Genomic DNA, 16,890 nt, shown 5'->3' on the forward strand with positions numbered 1-16,890 from the left:
GTCTAATCAATCAATTAGTTGTGTTTTGATAAATTCCAAATACAAAGTCACTAGAGTGGTTTCTTAAATAATTATCTTCAAAATCAAATAGTTTATTTAGTACAGCTTCCTTTTCTGAATCCAGTTCTAAGAAATGATGCGATAGGTCTTTAAGCGCATTTGCTAAAAGATTACCACCATAAGAAGCTTCATAAATAGTTGTGTAATTTTTATGAATTGCAGGTAGTATTTTTTCTGATTCTATACATTCTGATGGGTCAGCCAAGATCATTCTAATAATGCCTGAGCCATAAATTCTATTTTTAAATAAATTCAATTTGAATCTTTTTCTATAGGGTTTAGGAATGAGTTTTATAGCATTATTTGTTGCCATTATTTGATGTTTTGGGAATTGTAATCTATTTGGTCCCACGAACTCATTAATTATGAGCTTTCCATCCGTTTTCAAGGTTTTTTTTATTTTTTGTCCTACGAGCTCTTCTATGTTTTTAAAATGATGTAATGAAGCATGAAAAAAAACAATGTCAAAATAATTCTCTCGAAAATCATAGGAATACAAATCTTGAATCTTAAAACTAATATTGTCTAATTTTCGCTCTGATGCTGATTTTTTTGCGGCATCAAAAAGTACTTCGTTAATATCAATACATACGATCTCTTTAAAATTCTTATAGCTTGCAAATGTGAGTTCATGACTACAAATTCCACTTCCTAATGAAAGCATTTTTAGATCTTTAGAATTTGATAAGAACTTTTTCATCACAAAGTCTTCATATTCAACTTTGGAGTCCCCAGTAATAAGTTGATTCCATCGTTCTTGAATTTTAGGAATGATCCACCAATTAGAGGATTGTATATCTAATTCATTAAAAGCGCTTTTAGTTCTTTTAATACTATTAATGTTTAGTTTAGAGGTAATAAAAGACAACCCTCTTTGTCTAAATTTAGTGTAAGTCTCTATAAAATCATCGAGGGTTACTAGTCGCATTATTGTATTAATTTGTAGAGTTATCCTTTTCGTTGAACCACTTCAAAAACCTTGTTACCCTCACATTTTAAAGTCTTAGATGGATATTTTAATAGCAGTGCATAATCATGAGTGGCCATTAAAATTGTATTACCATTTTTATTGATGTCCTGCAGTACTTCCATAACTTCTACAGAAGTTTGAGGATCCAAATTTCCAGTTGGTTCATCGGCAAGTATTAATTCTGGATCATTAAGTAATGCTCTGGCAATAGCGATTCGCTGTTGTTCTCCACCAGATAATTGGTATGGGAATTTAAAATCCTTTGTTTTCATGCCTACTTTATCAAGGACATCATCAATTTTACTATCCATCGCTTTTTGATCTGTCCATCCAGTCGCTTTTAGTACAAACAATAAATTATCCTTTACAGTTCTGTCATTAAGAAGTTTAAAATCTTGGAAAACGATTCCTAATTTTCTTCTAAGAAATGGAATTTGATTTTCTTTTAAAGTACTTAAATCAAAATCAACAATACTTCCTTCTCCTTCTATTAGAGGGATATCTCCATAAAGTGTTTTCATGAAACTACTTTTTCCTGTACCGGTCTTACCGATCAGGTATACAAAATCTCCCTTATTAACTTCGACATTAACATCTGAAAGAATTAAATTTTCTCGTTGATAAATTGAAGCATTTTTAAGGCTTAAAACCATATCGGACATAGTATGAAATTCTGATTTTATTAATTTTAGTAAAAGTAAAAAGTTTATGCAATAATGTATTTATTAAAAATGTTTTTTTATCCACGTAGATTTTAAGTATTTTTCCAGAGAATTCATATGCTCATATTTTGCAATTTAATACCGTTGATTTTGCGTTGTTTTTTCCAATCGTTTTTGTTTTCTATTGGTTCGTCTTTAACAGCTCAAAAAAGATTCAAAATATCTTTCTTCTAACGGTAAGCTACTTGTTTTATTCTTTTTGGGACTGGAGATTTTTATCGCTTATATTTTTAAGTTCAATGATTGATTTTTTGGTTTCAAGTCAATTACAGACCACAACTAGAGTTAGAAAAAAAATACTTTTGGGAATTAGCTTATTCTTTAATCTAGGTGTTTTATTCGTCTTTAAATACTTTAATTTCTTTATAGAAACGTTCACAGAAGCATTTTTGTTATTTGGTAAGCCAATATCTTATGGTTCATTGCAACTCGTTTTACCCGTAGGGATAAGTTTTTATACGTTTCAGACATTGAGTTACACGATAGATGTATACAGAGAAAGAATGCGCGCTACTAATGATATTGTTTCATTTTTTGCATTTGTTTCATTTTTTCCACAGTTAGTTGCGGGACCTATAGAAAGAGCTTCTAATCTTTTGCCTCAGTTTAATAAAAGTAGAGTTTTTAATTATAGTAAGAGTATTGATGGTTTGCGATTAATTTTGGGCGGCTTGTTCAAGAAAATGGTAATTGCGGATAATTGTGCGGTAATAGTTAATAGACTGTTCGAAGATTATACAGCATATTCAGGAAGCACTTTGTTATGTGGTGCCATATTTTTTGGTTTTCAGATTTATGGAGATTTTTCAGGTTATTCGGATATTGCTATTGGTTCTGCAAGATTGTTAGGGTTTGATTTAAAGAAAAATTTTAATTTCCCTTATTTATCAAAGAACTTAATTGAGTTTTGGAGACGATGGCATATTTCGCTTTCTACTTGGTTTAGAGATTACGTATACATTGCGTTGGGAGGTAATCGTGTTTCAAAATTTAGATTGGTATTTAATATTCTTGTTGTTTTTCTGCTAAGTGGATTATGGCATGGAGCTAATCTTACATTTATTTTTTGGGGATTGATTCATGGAATCATATTGATATTTACAGTTTTTATAAATAATGAAACAAAATTTGAGGTTTTTCTCCAAAATCAAAATTCAATAATAGTTGATTTTTTAAGAATGAGTGTTACATTTTTTATAGTTACTATTGCTTGGGTTTTTTTTAGAGCAGATTCAATCACGGAAGCCTTTGGGTATCTAGATCGTATTTTTTCATCAACACTTTTTTCTATTCCACAAGGGAATAAGTTGTTTTTGATTTTATTGATTGGATATCTAGGCATAGAATGGTTTCAGAAAAAAAGAGAACACTTATTGGATATTCAGTATATATCATCTAAAAGCATTCGATATCTAATTTATTATGTTACGGTATTCGTCGTGTTTTACTATGCAGGGGATTTACAAACCTTTATTTATTTTCAATTCTAAACTATGAAGGTTTTTATAAAAAAAATATTCTTATTTCTACTACCACTGCTTTTTATTTGGGTAGCACTAGAGTGTTTTTATAGAACTGTAGAATCTAATTATTCTTATAAGCATAAAATGATTAGTAACTCTTATAATGACATAGAGACATTGGTTTTAGGAGATTCCCATGCTTTTTTCGGTATTAATCCAGAATTTATGGATACCAAAACTTTTAATGTATCTAATATAAGTCAGAGCTTGTATTTTGATCAATTGTTGTTTGATAAACATGTAGATAGTCTTCCTAATCTAAAAAATGTAGTTATTACCATCGGTTATTATAGTTTAAGTCAATTGGAGAATACAAAAGAAGATCGATGGCGTAAATATTTTTACCATCATCAAATGGAATTAGATGTTCCCATTATTAATCCACTAGATCTGAAAAAATATAGTCTCTCATTGACTCGTCGTTTTGATAAATCGATTACTTTATTTCACGATTATATGTATAAAGAAACAATTATCGGGTGTGATGATAAGGGTTGGGGGACATATTATGAAAATACAAACAATATACCTTTAGTAGAAGGAAGTAGAGCTACGGCAAAAAGACATGAGGATTTTTTAATGGATTTCGAAGAAAACTTAATTAGACTTCAATCGATTATAGCGTATTGCAAAAAAATAAAATGCAATGTTTATTTAGTTGATATGCCAGTATATAATGGGTATTTAAAACTACTTAACCCAAGTAAATTAGAGAAAATTACCAATTCGTGTAAAGATCTAGCAAGTCATTATAAGAATGTAACTTATATAAACTTAAGAGAAGATATTAGGATAGAAGATACAGATTTTTATGACCCTGATCATCTTAATCATAAAGGGGCAAAAAAATATACTAAAATCATAAATCAAATTATATCTGATCCAAAAAATGAGGGTTAATGTAATTATCTCCAAAATATTTCGTTATTAGTATGAAGATTAGGGTATCTTTAACACAAAATTTATTCGCGGGAAACGATATTTACTTTAAGAAAAATTGGTCAAGGTCAATCCTTGAGATTTCTATTAAACTGGAACTTTGGTATTATCCAGAGTCTAAACTTTGAAAGAAATATTTACATGAACAAATACATCACTTTGATGCTTTTTGTAGCGGTCCTATCTTCGAAGATTTCTGCACAACAATCAGCAATTTACACAAATGAACTAGTACTGTACAATCAGGCATTAGAACTTTATAACAATAAGCAATTTCTAGCTGCTCAAAATCTTTTTGATAAAGTAAGAGATGCGGTAGACGATGAAAATATCGATGCAGAATGTACTTATTATATAGCAAATTGTGCTGTATGGCTAAATCAAAAAGGTGCGGACGATTTGATGGAAGAATTTGTGGTACAGTATCCGACAAGTATAAAACGTAATGCAGCATATCTGGATGTAGCAAATTATTATTTTGATAATGGTAAGTATGCATATGCTCGTAAATGGTATGACAAAGTAGATGAGGGGAATATGAGTCGTTCCGAAAAAGAAAAGTTCAACTTTAATAACGGATATGCATATTTTAAAATTCAACGATTTAATGAAGCTAAAAAATTCTTAACTAAAGTAGAAGAAACGGATAAATATGGAGCGCAGGCCAAGTACTATCTTGGTTTCATCGCATATGAAGGAGATAATTATCAGGAAGCCGATAAATTGTTTGATGAGGTTAAAGATCTCGATAAATACAATAAGAATTTATCCTATTTCCAGAGTGATATGAATTTTAAATCTGGAAATTTTCAGGATGCAATTAATGATGGGTTAGGTCAACTTTCTAGATCTAAACCTTCGGAAAAGTCGGAATTGAATAAAATCATTGGAGAAAGTTATTTTAATTTAGGACAATATGATAAAGCAATTCCACATCTAAAGGCATATAGAGGTAGAAAAGGGAAATGGAATAATACGGATTATTATCAATTAGGGTATGCGTATTATAAAGGTGGAGATTATACTAATGCTATTTCAGAGTTTAATAAAATAGTAGATGGGCGTAATGAAACTGCACAGAATGCATATTATCATTTAGCAGAATCTTATTTAAAAACAGATCAGAAACAACAAGCATTAAACGCATTTAAGAATGCTTCAGAAATGGATTTTGAAGCTAAGATAAAAGAAGATGCTTTATATAACTACGCTAAGCTAAGTTATGAGATTGGTAATTCATATGAGAGTACTCCAAAAGTATTATTGTCTTATGCAGAAGCATATCCTAATTCTGAGTTTAAAGAAGAAATTCAGGAATTGTTAATTAGTTCCTACATTACTTCTAAGAATTATAAGGAAGCCATGGATTTGCTAGAGGGAAGTCGCGATTTTGGTGATAAAGTAGTATATCAAAAAGTAGCATATTTTCGTGGAATAGAGTTGTATAATGAAGCGAACTATGCGGAGGCGAAATTGTATTTTGATAAATCGTTGGCACAACAAACAGATCCGAAATTTACAGCAAAAGCAATTTATTGGAAATCAGAATGTGATTATTTGCAAAATAGTTTTGAAGAAGCACTTATAGGATTTAAACAATTTAAAGGAAAAGACGGAGCTGCTGGAACAATTGAATATGAAGGAATAGATTATAATATTGGTTATACTTATTTTAAACTAAAACAATACCCACAGGCTGCAGAGTTTTTTGATACCTATTCTAAAAAAAGGGGTATAGATGAAACACAATTAACTGATACTTATTTAAGGTTAGGAGATAGTCATTTTATTTCCCGAAAATATTGGCCAGCAATGGAAGCTTATAATAAGGCAATTAAAAATGGTGGTGCTGATTCTGATTATGCACATTATCAGAAAGCAATAAGTTATGGTTTTGTAAAAAAGAATGATAAGAAGATTAGTGATCTAGAGCTTTTTATTAAAAAATATACACGATCCACATATCGCGATGATGCAATGTTTGCTTTAGGAAATACATATGTGGCAGAGAATAATACACAGAGAGGTATCGAAGCATACGATCGATTAATCAGAGAAGTTCCGAGAAGTTCTTACGTGCCAAAGGCTTTGTTAAAACAAGGATTGATTTATTATAATGGAGATCAGGGAAATAGGGCTCTCACAAAGTTTAAGAGTGTAGTTGCTGATTATCCTGGAACAGAGGAAGCAATCCAAGCCGTTAATACCGCAAGATTGATTCATGTAGATTTAGGTAGAACGGATGAGTATTCGAGTTGGGTAAAAGGATTGAGTTTTGTGGATGTTACAGATGCAGATCTAGATAATACCTCATATGAGGCAGCAGAAAAACAGTTTTTGGAAAATAATGATAATGCTGCAATTACCGGTTTTCAAAAATATTTAAGCGAGTTTCCTAATGGATTACATGCATTAAAAAGTCACTTTTATATAGCACAATTGTTTTATAAAAAAGGAGATAAACAAGCAACCATCCCGCATTATAAATATGTATTAGAAAAAGATAGAACGGAGTTTACGGAGCAAGCATTGGCTAGACTTTCTCAGATCTATTTAGAGAATCGTAATTATAATGAAGCAATTCCTGTATTGGAACGATTAGAAAAATCAGCCGATTTTCCTCAGAACATTATATTTGCGCAATCTAATTTGATGAAATCGCATTATCAACTAGTACATTATCAAGAAACAATTGCATACGCAGAAAAAGTATTGAGTAATCCAAAAATCCAGAATGATGTAAAAAGTGATGCTCAGATTTTTATTGCTCGTGCTGCTTTACAAACCGCAGATGATACTCGAGCAAAAAGAGCATATGCCGAAGTTAGAAAAATTGCCACAGGTGAGTTAGCCGCAGAAGCTTTATATTATGAAGCGTATTTTAAAAATAAAGAAGGGAACTATAAAGAGTCAAACGAAACTGTACAAAAATTAGCAAAAGATTTTTCAGGATATAAATTATATGGTGCTAAAGGTTTAGTGTTAATGGCTAAAAACTTTTACGGACTAGAAGATGCATATCAAGCAACTTATATTTTAGAAAGTGTTATTAAAAACTTTACTGATTATCAAGATGTAATTGACGAAGCACGATCCGAACTCAAAAAAATCAAAGCTGAAGAGGCAAAAACAAATTCATCCATCCAAACCGAACAATAATAATCAGTTATAAACTCTTAGCAATTTATGTCGAGATATATCAAGAAATTAATTTCCTTTACTTGTGTTTTTGCGTTTAGTGTTACCGCAATAGTGGCCCAAGAAAAAGAAGAAGAGGAAACCATAGAAACAGAACGTGTAGTTATTGTTAAAACATATACACCTACGATTAGTGATGCATTTAAAATAAAGTCTACACCGATTCTTAATGATTCTGTTACCCAAAAGAAAAAACAGCTGCGATATAGTATTTTTTCAGTTCCGGTAGCGTCAACATTTACTCCTGCAAAAGGAAGAGCGGCTAGTATTGATAAACCAAAGAAAATACCATTGTATGATAATTATGCTACTTTAGGTTTTGGTAATTTTACATCTGTATTAGCGGAGTTTTATAGCAATTTTCAGATAAATCGTACAGATAATATGGGATTGTACTTACATCATAATTCTTCTCAGGGAGGAATAGAAGATGTAGCGCTAGACGATAAATTTTATAATACGTTTTTGGATCTTAATTATACTTCACGAACCAAGGACTTTACATATGGAATAGAAGTAGGAGCAGAGCATCAATTGTATAATTGGTATGGTTTACCCGAAACTCCTGCATTAACAGAGGCACAAATTGATGCAATTGACCCTCAACAAAATTATTTTGGGGCCAAGTTGGGGGGCAAATTGCAGTTTGATGACTTATATTTTAAAAGAGCTTCGTTAAATTATAGATATTTTGGGGATGCATTAAGCTCTACAGAACATCATGCAGTTTTTACACCTACATTTGAGTTCGAAATTGTAGATGAATTAATTACTACGGATTTCATCGTTGATTATTTGGGTGGAAGTTTTGATCGACCATTAGATCAGGTATTACAAACTCCAAATGATTTTAGTATTCTTAATCTAGGAATACAACCAAGTCTTGTAGTGCTAAGAGATAATTTAACTTTAAATTTGGGTGCTTCAGTTTTTTATAGTATTGATAGCCAGAATAATGATAATGACTTTTTTATCTATCCTAAAGTTACAGCATCTTATCGATTATTAGATGAAGCAGTAATTGCTTATGGAGGATTAGAAGGAGGATTAAAACAAAACACATATAGAGATGCGGTACAGGCAAATCCATATGTTTCTCCAACATTGGTGTTGACTCCTACTCATAATCAATTTGATGCATACGTAGGGTTAAAAGGAAAAATCTCTGATATAATAAGCTATAATTTTAGAGGAGGATATACATCAGAAAACGATAAGGCTTTGTTTGTAAATAATAGACCAGAAATATTACAATTAGAAGGGTATGATTTTGGTAATTCATTTGCATATCGATATGATGATATTCTAACACTGAATGGATATGGAGAGTTAAATTTTAATATCAATAAGAAATTTAAATTGGGAGTTTCTGGAGAATACTTCAGCTATAATACCGAAGATGAACAAGAAGCTTGGAATCTACCAGAGTTAAAAGCATCTGTGCTATTAGATTATCAGATTACTGATCAATGGTTCGCTGGAGCACAACTTTTTTATGTCGGTGAGCGAAAGGATATCAATACTGCCGTTGCTTTTACTCCGCCAACACCGGAAGCTACCATAACATTAGATAGCTATTTTGATGCTAATGTGAACCTTGGATATCGATTTAATGACAAACTCTCTGTTTTTATAAAAGGTAATAATCTTGCGGGTCAAAACTATGAACGTTGGGTGAACTTTCCTGTACAAGGAGTACAGGTGTTAGGTGGAGTAACGTATAAGTTTAATTATTAATCTAACTTTTGTTTAGGTTTATTAAAAATATAATCCATTAGTAATTCCAAAATAAAAAGCTTATTTTCTGCTAGTAATTGGAAATGAATTGAATATGAGGAGCGCTGTATTTTGGATCGTAAGTTTATTATGGATAACTACTTTTAGTCAAGATAATTTTAAAGTCTATTACGAAGAAACAGATAATGGATATACAATTTATGCAGATAATTGGGAGTTTTGCCCAGTTTCGGTAGAGATAGATTTTAGGATAGAGAATCTTACTTCAAATATTGGGGATATCAAGATCATAGAAGTCCCTGAACAAACAACCAAATTTTATATTGCTGATTTAACAGTGGTAGATAGAAAAAAAGCCATTCGTTTAGGGTTTAGTGTTCGCTATAATCATGGAAATCATTTACAAGAATCTTATGATACTGATTATCCATATCACTTACCATTTAAAAAAGGTACGGAACATATGGTAACTCAAGGTTATAATGGCAAGATATCTCATCATAATGAATATGCATTAGATTTTAGAATGCCTGTAGGGACACCCATTTATGCGTCTAGAGAAGGGAAAGTGGTTTTAGTAGAACAAGGGAATAATAAAACGTGTACAGGTGCCGATTGTGCTAAGTTTAATAATTATATACTAGTGTATCACTCTGATGGTACTTTTGCAGAATATACGCATATCAAAAAAAATGGATCCAAAGTGACTCCAGGTGAAGTCATCAAAAAAGGACAGCATATTGGATATAGCGGTAATGTAGGATGGTCTACAGGACCACATCTTCACTTTATAGTATTTCTACAGCGATTTAATGATAGAGAAACACTTCCAACAAAATTTCTTGTTGGTAATGGGAAGCAATTCTTAGAATTAGAAGAAAGGAAGAGGTATATTAAATCTTATTAGTTTTAAAATTGATTTAACTTGGAATAAAGATAAAGAAGAGTATACATTTTAATACCTGTGTAGAAAGTTAAAATATCTTAGTTTTGACTTTATAACTGGAAAAGCTAAAATGAATAAGATATTACTATTAATAGTTACAATTTTTTCAATACAATTAATTTCTGCTCAGCGTACGTATACTTTTGACAAATTGTTTGAGTTTAGTTATCAAGAGTCTCTCGATTTACCAAAAGTAAAGGAATTGGTTTTAACAAATTCTAAAAATAATGACTACTTTCTTTTGGTTCGAGACGATGGGAAAAACAATTTGAAACTATATTTTCTTGAACGTAATAATTTACAATCTACTTTTTATTTAGACAAGAAAGCCTTTTTAGAAGCTAATAGGATAAATCTGGATTGTGATTTGGTTGAAAAGGTTAAAATAAAAAAAAGAGATCTTAAGTATTCTAGAAAATTTATTTTCGAAAATTTGAAAGATACTATTATCAATGATACGGTATTTAATCATATACTATTCAAAAGAAAAAGCAAGAAACATACACCTCCTAAACAAAGAAAAGAGTATGATGTTCACTTTATTACATATCAGAATGAGAGTCAAGAATATCCATTTCTTGGAACTAATTATGTGTACCTAACTTGGAGACAAATGATCAATAGAGATAATTTTGATTTAGGTGTTATAAAAGAACAATATGCGATAAAGAGGAATGGGAAGGAATACATCTATAAATTAATTAATGTTTTGGATATTAAAAATAAATACATTTCAGTGCCAGAAGCTTGTGATTATTCTAATTGAGATATAGTGCTGATTTATAGATGTTGTGTGTGAACTATTTAGATTTAATTTGATAAATTTATAGTGAACACAAAACATTTTGATTATGAAGTATTTAAAATATTTATTATATCTAATTATTGTATTAACGTTAGTGTTTTTTGGAATTGGTTTTTTTACGCCATCTGTATCTTATGAAAACGAGATAACAGTTAATAAACCGGCGAGTGAATCCTGGGAAGTGATGTCTGATGTCGCTAATTTACCTAAGTGGATTAAGGGATTTAAAAGAACAGAATTAGTTAGTGGTACTCCTAATACGGTTGGAGCAGTTTCTAATGTATATGTAGATAATAGTGGAGAAGAAATGATTATGGAAGAGACTATAACCGCCATGAAACTTCATGAACATATGGCAATGACTTTTACGATGGATTTTATGGATATAGATTACGAAATGTTTTTTAAAGAAGCAGGTGGAAAGACAATAATTACTTCTAAATCCAACATTAAGGGGAATAGTATGTGGGCAAAATCATTACTTTCTTTTATGCCAAGTTCTATGAAAACGCAAGAAGACGAAAATTTAGAAAATCTAAAAAAATTAATAGAAGAAAATTCTAAGAACTATTTTTCTGAAAAATAATAGATACCTCAGCTTAAAGAAGATTATGAATTATCTTGATTTAGTTTAAAAATACAGTCATTCTTACTATAGTTTTTTACCTGTAGAAAAAAAACGTAAAAAATTTTCACAGTGCGCATTCTTGATTGTCTAATATAATGTAGCCAAAATAAATTGGTTATTAAAAAATATAAGAATGATGGTAATAAAGAATCATGATGTTCAGAGCATTAATTTAACAACATCAACAGAAAAGGCGTTTGATTATATAGCAAACCCTTTTAATCTTTCTAAATGGACTGGCGCATTTAAAGAAGCTGATCAAGAATCAGCATTATTAGTAACCCCTAATGGTGAACTTAAAATTGGTTTAGAAACAAAGACAAATAAAGAGTTGGGGACTATTGATTGGTATATGACAATGCCTGACAATAGTATAGGAGTTGCGTATTCCAGAGTGACAGCTGGACCAGACAATAATGCAATTTACTCTTTCGTATTAATTGCTCCTCCAGTCCCATTAGAGGAAGTGGAAGGTACATTAAGTGCACAAATTGGTCAGTTAAAAGAAGAACTACTATTGTTACAGACAATTTTAGCGAATTAAAGAAAAACAAAAAAAGGCTAAGGTAAGCCTTAGCCTTTTTACTATATATTATGGAAGAACAACTTATAAAATCTTGCTTAGAAGGTGATAAAAAGAGTCTTGAAAAACTTATTAAGTCCATTGATCAATTAGTGTATAATCTATCAATACGGTTTTTATGGAATAAGGCTGATGCTGAAGATGCTACTCAGGAAATTTTATTAAAAGTAATTACTAATTTGAGTAAATATCAAGGGAAAAGTAAGTTTAATACTTGGGTTTATAGAATTGCAACAAACTATTTAATTAATCAAAAGAAAACTTCGTTCGAAAAAAGACCTATCTCATTTAGTCAGTTCTCAGAAGAATTAAACTCGATTAATGACCCTGTGAGTTATGACTTGCCTGATAGTGGTTTGTTAGAAAAGGAGATGAAAACAGGGTGCACTTTAGCAATGCTTCAATGTTTATCCAGAGAATTGAGAATAGTTTTTATACTAGGCAGTATTCTTAAAATAAAAAGTAATGTTGCCTGTGAGATAATCGAAATTTCTCCCGAAAATTTTAGGAAACGACTCCAAAAATCTAGGAAACTAATTGGTAGTTTTTTAAATTCTAATTGTGGTGTTTATAACACTGCTAATAAATGTAGGTGTAATAAAAGAATTCATATAGCTATTGCTTCTAAAAGAATTGTAAAAGGAGATCTTAATTTTGTGGATAATATAGATGTGTACAATGAAGAAATGGAAGAATTAAATTCAATGACAGGAATTTATAGCAATCATGGGGATTTCATTAATAAATCTGATTTTTATAAAGAATTGAACCAATTAATAGCGTCCAAAAGAATTTTTAATGAGATCTAACTCGCAAATTTCTGTTGAAACTTTTTAGGAGTAAGTCCGTGATGTGATTTAAACCTTATTAATTCTTTGTTTGAAAAGCTACGCTCAATTTACTCAAAATGAAAAGAAAGAGCTCGTAATTGGAATAGAGGATGTTTATATTGTGAAATACTACAAGAGCTAATAGAGTTTTTTTATAAGCATTATAAAAATAAGATTGTATTTACTAGGTCTGTTGCTATTATTTAGAGAAGTATTTCTAATTTGATGTTTTAGAATACTATATAAGAATACAGGTACGCAGCATTGAGTTATGCGTTGACTCGAAAATTTATTATATTTAAGCTTACTATGTTAAAACACAAATCATTAACTAATACTACACTAAGCCATGAAACTATCTGATTTAATTGATGAAAAAATCTCAAAAATTCGATTTAATTATACAGTCGAAAACGAACAGGGAATGCAAGAGTTTCAGTCTCAGATTAGATTATCCAGTGGTAAAGTTGTTTTATTGCCTAAGCATCCAGACGATGATCTTGATTTAATAGAAGATTATTCAAACAATAAACGTGTCAGTTTTGAAAAAGCTCAAAGATACGGTCTAACATCTAGACTAATGTTTAGAAATAAACAGATAAAAGATATACATTTTAAATTCTTGGATGATGAGCAAATAAGCGATTCCAGCGCAATATTAGAATTGGATAATGGAAAGTTTATTACAGAAAATAATTATGGACCAAATGGATTAACCGACATTAATTTAGTCATCATGAATAAAACTCAATTCCTAAATCTTGCTGATGACAACATTCAAATACGTTCACTGCGCAATGATATTTTGAACCATTAGTTATTAAATATTTTTGTAGTATATATGATTTGTCATAACACATAGCATCTAGCGATTTACCTTCTGATTGTAATGACGAAATTAACTGTTTTACTTTTACTAATAATTTTCATATTTAATAGTTGTTTTGATTCATCGAATTCAAAACCTAATACTACTATATTAGATAGTGATGAATATGACTCTAAGATTGAACGCGTAGAAATTCTAAAAAAAGAAATTAAATATTTTAGCGATTTTGAAGACGCAGAGTTCGAATTATTTAATGTAAATGGATTTTCAGATAGTAGAATTGTACTACCAGGGGCATCTTCTTGGGATTATAAGTTTGTAATTAAGATAAATCCATCTGATGTTAATACATGGACAGATGGAATGGAGAAGATTCTATCTAGTAAAGATGATAAAGATTGGATGAATGATATAATTGAGAAAAGAAAAATAAAATGGAAAACAACGAGTAGTCCCGAGTTATATAATAGACAAGGAACTAATGTCCTGATGATAGTGTATAGATCAGAAGGGATTATTTATAAAAGAGTGGTTAATTTATAAATAGTACTACTAACTAAACAATGATTTCCATAGCTCTACAAAAGTTAAGAATTTGAAAAAAAAGGAATATCATCTTTTTTATCTTTATTTTTATCCGATAACACATTTCAAACTCAACACATCATGAAAAAAGTACTTTTAGGTACGTTTAGTGCGCTTGTTTTTATTTCTTGTCAACAACCTAAAGAAATAGCAGATTTACTCGTTTTTAATGCCAATGTATATACGGTGGATGAATCAAAACCTAAAGCAGAAGCTTTTGTAATTAAAGATGATAAATTTATAGCAGTTGGGAATCTAGAAGAAGTAAGTAAAACATATTCCTTTACAGATTCTATAGATGCAAAAGGTAAGACGGTAGTTCCTGGTTTAATAGATGCTCACTGTCATTTTTATGGATTAGGACTGCAACAGCAAAAAGTAAACTTAGTAGGTACTACTAGCTATGATGATGTATTATCCCGTATTATAGATTTTCAGGATAAAAAGAAAGTATCATTTATAACTGGTCGAGGTTGGGATCAAAATGATTGGGAAGTTAAAGAATTTCCAACCAAAGAGAAACTAGATAGCCTATTTCCAGAAATCCCTGTAGCAGTGACCAGAGTAGATGGTCACGCAATGCTTGCTAATCAAGCTGCATTAGATTTAGCAAAAATCACTATTGACACAAAAATTGCTGGTGGCGAAATTATCCAAAAAGAAGGAAAATTAACAGGTGTGTTGATTGATAATCCAATGGAATTAGTAGAAGCAATTTTTCCACAGCCTACAGTGGCAGAACAAGTAGCAGCGCTAAAAGATGCCGAAAAAATTAATTTTAGTTATGGATTAACAACTGTAGATGATGCAGGTTTAAGTCCAGATGTTATTAAGGTTATTGACAGTTTACAAAAAGCTGAAGAACTAAAAATAAGGATGTATGCTATGGTTAGTAATGTACCTGCATATGTAGATTATTATTTAAAGCAGGGGGTGCATAAAACAGATAAGCTTAATGTGTCTTCGTTTAAGGTATATGCAGATGGAGCATTGGGATCTCGAGGAGCAGTATTGAAGAAACCATACTCAGATAAACATGATCATTATGGTGCAATGGTTATTGGGACAAAAGAATTTAAGGAATTAGCAGTGAAATTAGCGGCTTCTCCTTTTCAGATGAATACACACGCCATTGGAGATTCTGCTAATGCCGTAGTGATGAACACCTATTATGATGTATTAAAAGATAAGTCTGATAGAAGATGGCGCGTGGAACATGCACAAGTAGTAGCTCCAGAAGAATTTAAAATACTAAACGATAATTTAGTAATGAGTGTGCAGCCAACACACGCTACGAGCGATATGTATTGGGCGGATGAACGATTAGGTAAGGAACGTATTAAAAGAGCATATGCGTATAAACAATTACTTAATAAAACAGGTAAATTAGCATTAGGGACTGATTACCCTGTAGAGAATGTAAGTCCATTTTATACATTTTATGCAGCAGTAGCTCGTAAAGATCTAAAACAATACCCAGCAGATGGTTTTCAAAAAGAAGACGCCCTAACCAGAGAAGAAACCCTAAAAGGAATGACTATCTGGGCTGCTTATAGTAATTTTGAAGAATCTGAAAAAGGAAGCATTACAACTGGTAAATTTGCCGATTTTGTGATCTTAGAAGAAAATATTATGGAAATCAATGAAGACAAAATCCCTAATATTAAGGTGAATGCTACCTATGTAGGAGGAGAAAAAGTATATTAATAATTGATAAAATTAGTGTAGCTTTTAACGACCTCCATTTCCTTGGAGGTCTGCTATGCATTGTGCATCAAGTTCAGGTACTCCATTACCCATCATATCCATCATACCGCTTTCAAACTCGATAGCTGCTTCCATAAGGCAGTTTTGTACATTACAATGTCCTCTAGACACGGTGTTTTCGTGTTGCGATTGTAAGGGTGTTCCAATATTAACAAGTCCTAGTAAATGTGCAAATTCGTGATTTAGTGTAGCGGCTTCTATGGTAGATAGCATAGGAGCGTTAGGATTACTGCTTAGATTACGAAGTGTGCTTTCATAAATAACAATAGAAGTATTTAAATAAGCAGTACCAAGGGTAACTCTAGATCCATCATCATTATCATTAGTGCCATCTGCAAAATAGATATAAACCGTAATTTCATCACCTTCATTAAATTCAGTTCTTACCGTAGTTTCAATTTCTTTTATTTTATCAATATTAAATGGAGATAATCCAGAAGAAGAAACAGTACGTTGGTTTATTGTAATCCCATCTGGCTTAAAAAGACGTTCTTCTAAAAAAGTTCTAAAAGTATTTACGGCAGTAGTTGTTGGAGCAAACCCTTCTACAGAAACAATCTCTACTGTTAATCCTCTAAAATTAGCATCACTTAATAAATCATTGGCAGATGTTCCTAAAGGCTGTGTGTTAGGTGACTCGCCGTCTGGAATAAGCGTATTATCATCATCATCAGAACATCCAACAAGAATGAAAGAAGCGAATAAAAGAATACTTAAGAATTTTGTAATTTGCATAAAATTTGATTTTCCAGAGGTGTTGGTTAGTAA

General features: G+C 31.0%; 15 protein-coding genes. 12 read left to right on the top strand and 3 right to left on the bottom strand.

Annotated elements, in window-relative coordinates; genetic code table 11:
- Positions 1-10: 10 nt before the first annotated feature.
- Positions 11-988, bottom strand: coding sequence for a class I SAM-dependent methyltransferase (locus H526_RS0114930; protein WP_027393754.1), 978 nt, complete (start codon positions 986-988; stop codon positions 11-13).
- Between the two features lie 20 nt (positions 989-1,008).
- The gene (locus H526_RS0114935) at positions 1,009-1,692 is read right to left on the bottom strand and encodes a cell division ATP-binding protein FtsE (RefSeq protein WP_027393755.1); all 684 of its coding nucleotides are present in this window, start codon (positions 1,690-1,692) and stop codon (positions 1,009-1,011) included.
- A 299-nt stretch (positions 1,693-1,991) separates the two neighbouring features.
- Here H526_RS0114935 and H526_RS0114940 point away from each other — a divergent pair, with 299 nt between their 5' ends.
- The 12 genes from H526_RS0114940 (at position 1,992) to H526_RS0114995 (ending at position 16,062) form a co-directional block, all read left to right on the top strand.
- Positions 1,992-3,242: an MBOAT family O-acyltransferase gene (locus H526_RS0114940; protein WP_342667689.1), complete on the top strand. Its 1,251-nt coding sequence runs from the start codon at positions 1,992-1,994 to the stop codon at positions 3,240-3,242.
- Positions 3,243-3,245: 3 nt separating this feature from the next.
- Positions 3,246-4,175 (top strand): hypothetical protein, encoded by a 930-nt coding sequence (locus H526_RS0114945; protein WP_027393757.1) that lies wholly within the window; start codon positions 3,246-3,248, stop codon positions 4,173-4,175.
- A gap of 180 nt (positions 4,176-4,355) precedes the next feature.
- Positions 4,356-7,373 (top strand): tetratricopeptide repeat protein, encoded by a 3,018-nt coding sequence (locus H526_RS0114950; RefSeq protein ID WP_035085691.1) that lies wholly within the window; start codon positions 4,356-4,358, stop codon positions 7,371-7,373.
- A gap of 27 nt (positions 7,374-7,400) precedes the next feature.
- Positions 7,401-9,149 (top strand): TonB-dependent receptor, encoded by a 1,749-nt coding sequence (locus tag H526_RS0114955; protein ID WP_027393759.1) that lies wholly within the window; start codon positions 7,401-7,403, stop codon positions 9,147-9,149.
- Positions 9,150-9,243: 94 nt separating this feature from the next.
- Positions 9,244-10,056, top strand: coding sequence for a M23 family metallopeptidase (locus H526_RS0114960; protein WP_051336177.1), 813 nt, complete (start codon positions 9,244-9,246; stop codon positions 10,054-10,056).
- 109 nt (positions 10,057-10,165) lie between these two features.
- Complete coding sequence (locus H526_RS0114965) at positions 10,166-10,861, top strand: hypothetical protein (RefSeq protein ID WP_027393761.1); 696 nt, start codon at positions 10,166-10,168, stop codon at positions 10,859-10,861.
- Positions 10,862-10,946: 85 nt separating this feature from the next.
- Entirely contained in the window at positions 10,947-11,486 is a 540-nt protein-coding gene (locus H526_RS0114970; protein ID WP_027393762.1) for an SRPBCC family protein, read from the top strand.
- 175 nt (positions 11,487-11,661) lie between these two features.
- Positions 11,662-12,072 (top strand): hypothetical protein, encoded by a 411-nt coding sequence (locus H526_RS0114975; protein ID WP_211237843.1) that lies wholly within the window; start codon positions 11,662-11,664, stop codon positions 12,070-12,072.
- Positions 12,073-12,122: 50 nt separating this feature from the next.
- Positions 12,123-12,920: an RNA polymerase sigma factor gene (locus H526_RS29245; protein ID WP_035085693.1), complete on the top strand. Its 798-nt coding sequence runs from the start codon at positions 12,123-12,125 to the stop codon at positions 12,918-12,920.
- 370 nt (positions 12,921-13,290) lie between these two features.
- Entirely contained in the window at positions 13,291-13,758 is a 468-nt protein-coding gene (locus H526_RS0114985; RefSeq protein WP_027393764.1) for a hypothetical protein, read from the top strand.
- Between the two features lie 72 nt (positions 13,759-13,830).
- Positions 13,831-14,313, top strand: a complete 483-nt coding sequence (locus H526_RS0114990) for a hypothetical protein (protein WP_027393765.1) — start codon at positions 13,831-13,833, stop codon at positions 14,311-14,313.
- 123 nt (positions 14,314-14,436) lie between these two features.
- Complete coding sequence (locus H526_RS0114995; RefSeq protein WP_027393766.1) at positions 14,437-16,062, top strand: amidohydrolase; 1,626 nt, start codon at positions 14,437-14,439, stop codon at positions 16,060-16,062.
- Positions 16,063-16,086: 24 nt separating this feature from the next.
- Here the strand turns inward: H526_RS0114995 and H526_RS0115000 are convergent, their stop codons facing one another.
- Complete coding sequence (locus H526_RS0115000) at positions 16,087-16,857, bottom strand: hypothetical protein (protein WP_027393767.1); 771 nt, start codon at positions 16,855-16,857, stop codon at positions 16,087-16,089.
- Positions 16,858-16,890: the final 33 nt, after the last annotated feature.

The sequence above is a fragment of the Aquimarina latercula DSM 2041 genome (assembly GCF_000430645.1).
Lineage (GTDB): Bacteria > Bacteroidota > Bacteroidia > Flavobacteriales > Flavobacteriaceae > Aquimarina > Aquimarina latercula.

Coding starts and splice junctions, on each gene's coding strand:
- H526_RS0114930 (WP_027393754.1), bottom strand. CDS start 988: ATGCGACTAGTAACCCTCGATGATTTTATAGAGACTTACACTAAATTT.
- H526_RS0114935 (WP_027393755.1), bottom strand. CDS start 1,692: ATGTCCGATATGGTTTTAAGCCTTAAAAATGCTTCAATTTATCAACGA.
- H526_RS0114940 (WP_342667689.1), top strand. CDS start 1,992: ATGATTGATTTTTTGGTTTCAAGTCAATTACAGACCACAACTAGAGTT.
- H526_RS0114945 (WP_027393757.1), top strand. CDS start 3,246: ATGAAGGTTTTTATAAAAAAAATATTCTTATTTCTACTACCACTGCTT.
- H526_RS0114950 (WP_035085691.1), top strand. CDS start 4,356: ATGAACAAATACATCACTTTGATGCTTTTTGTAGCGGTCCTATCTTCG.
- H526_RS0114955 (WP_027393759.1), top strand. CDS start 7,401: ATGTCGAGATATATCAAGAAATTAATTTCCTTTACTTGTGTTTTTGCG.
- H526_RS0114960 (WP_051336177.1), top strand. CDS start 9,244: ATGAGGAGCGCTGTATTTTGGATCGTAAGTTTATTATGGATAACTACT.
- H526_RS0114965 (WP_027393761.1), top strand. CDS start 10,166: ATGAATAAGATATTACTATTAATAGTTACAATTTTTTCAATACAATTA.
- H526_RS0114970 (WP_027393762.1), top strand. CDS start 10,947: ATGAAGTATTTAAAATATTTATTATATCTAATTATTGTATTAACGTTA.
- H526_RS0114975 (WP_211237843.1), top strand. CDS start 11,662: ATGATGGTAATAAAGAATCATGATGTTCAGAGCATTAATTTAACAACA.
- H526_RS29245 (WP_035085693.1), top strand. CDS start 12,123: ATGGAAGAACAACTTATAAAATCTTGCTTAGAAGGTGATAAAAAGAGT.
- H526_RS0114985 (WP_027393764.1), top strand. CDS start 13,291: ATGAAACTATCTGATTTAATTGATGAAAAAATCTCAAAAATTCGATTT.
- H526_RS0114990 (WP_027393765.1), top strand. CDS start 13,831: ATGACGAAATTAACTGTTTTACTTTTACTAATAATTTTCATATTTAAT.
- H526_RS0114995 (WP_027393766.1), top strand. CDS start 14,437: ATGAAAAAAGTACTTTTAGGTACGTTTAGTGCGCTTGTTTTTATTTCT.
- H526_RS0115000 (WP_027393767.1), bottom strand. CDS start 16,857: ATGCAAATTACAAAATTCTTAAGTATTCTTTTATTCGCTTCTTTCATT.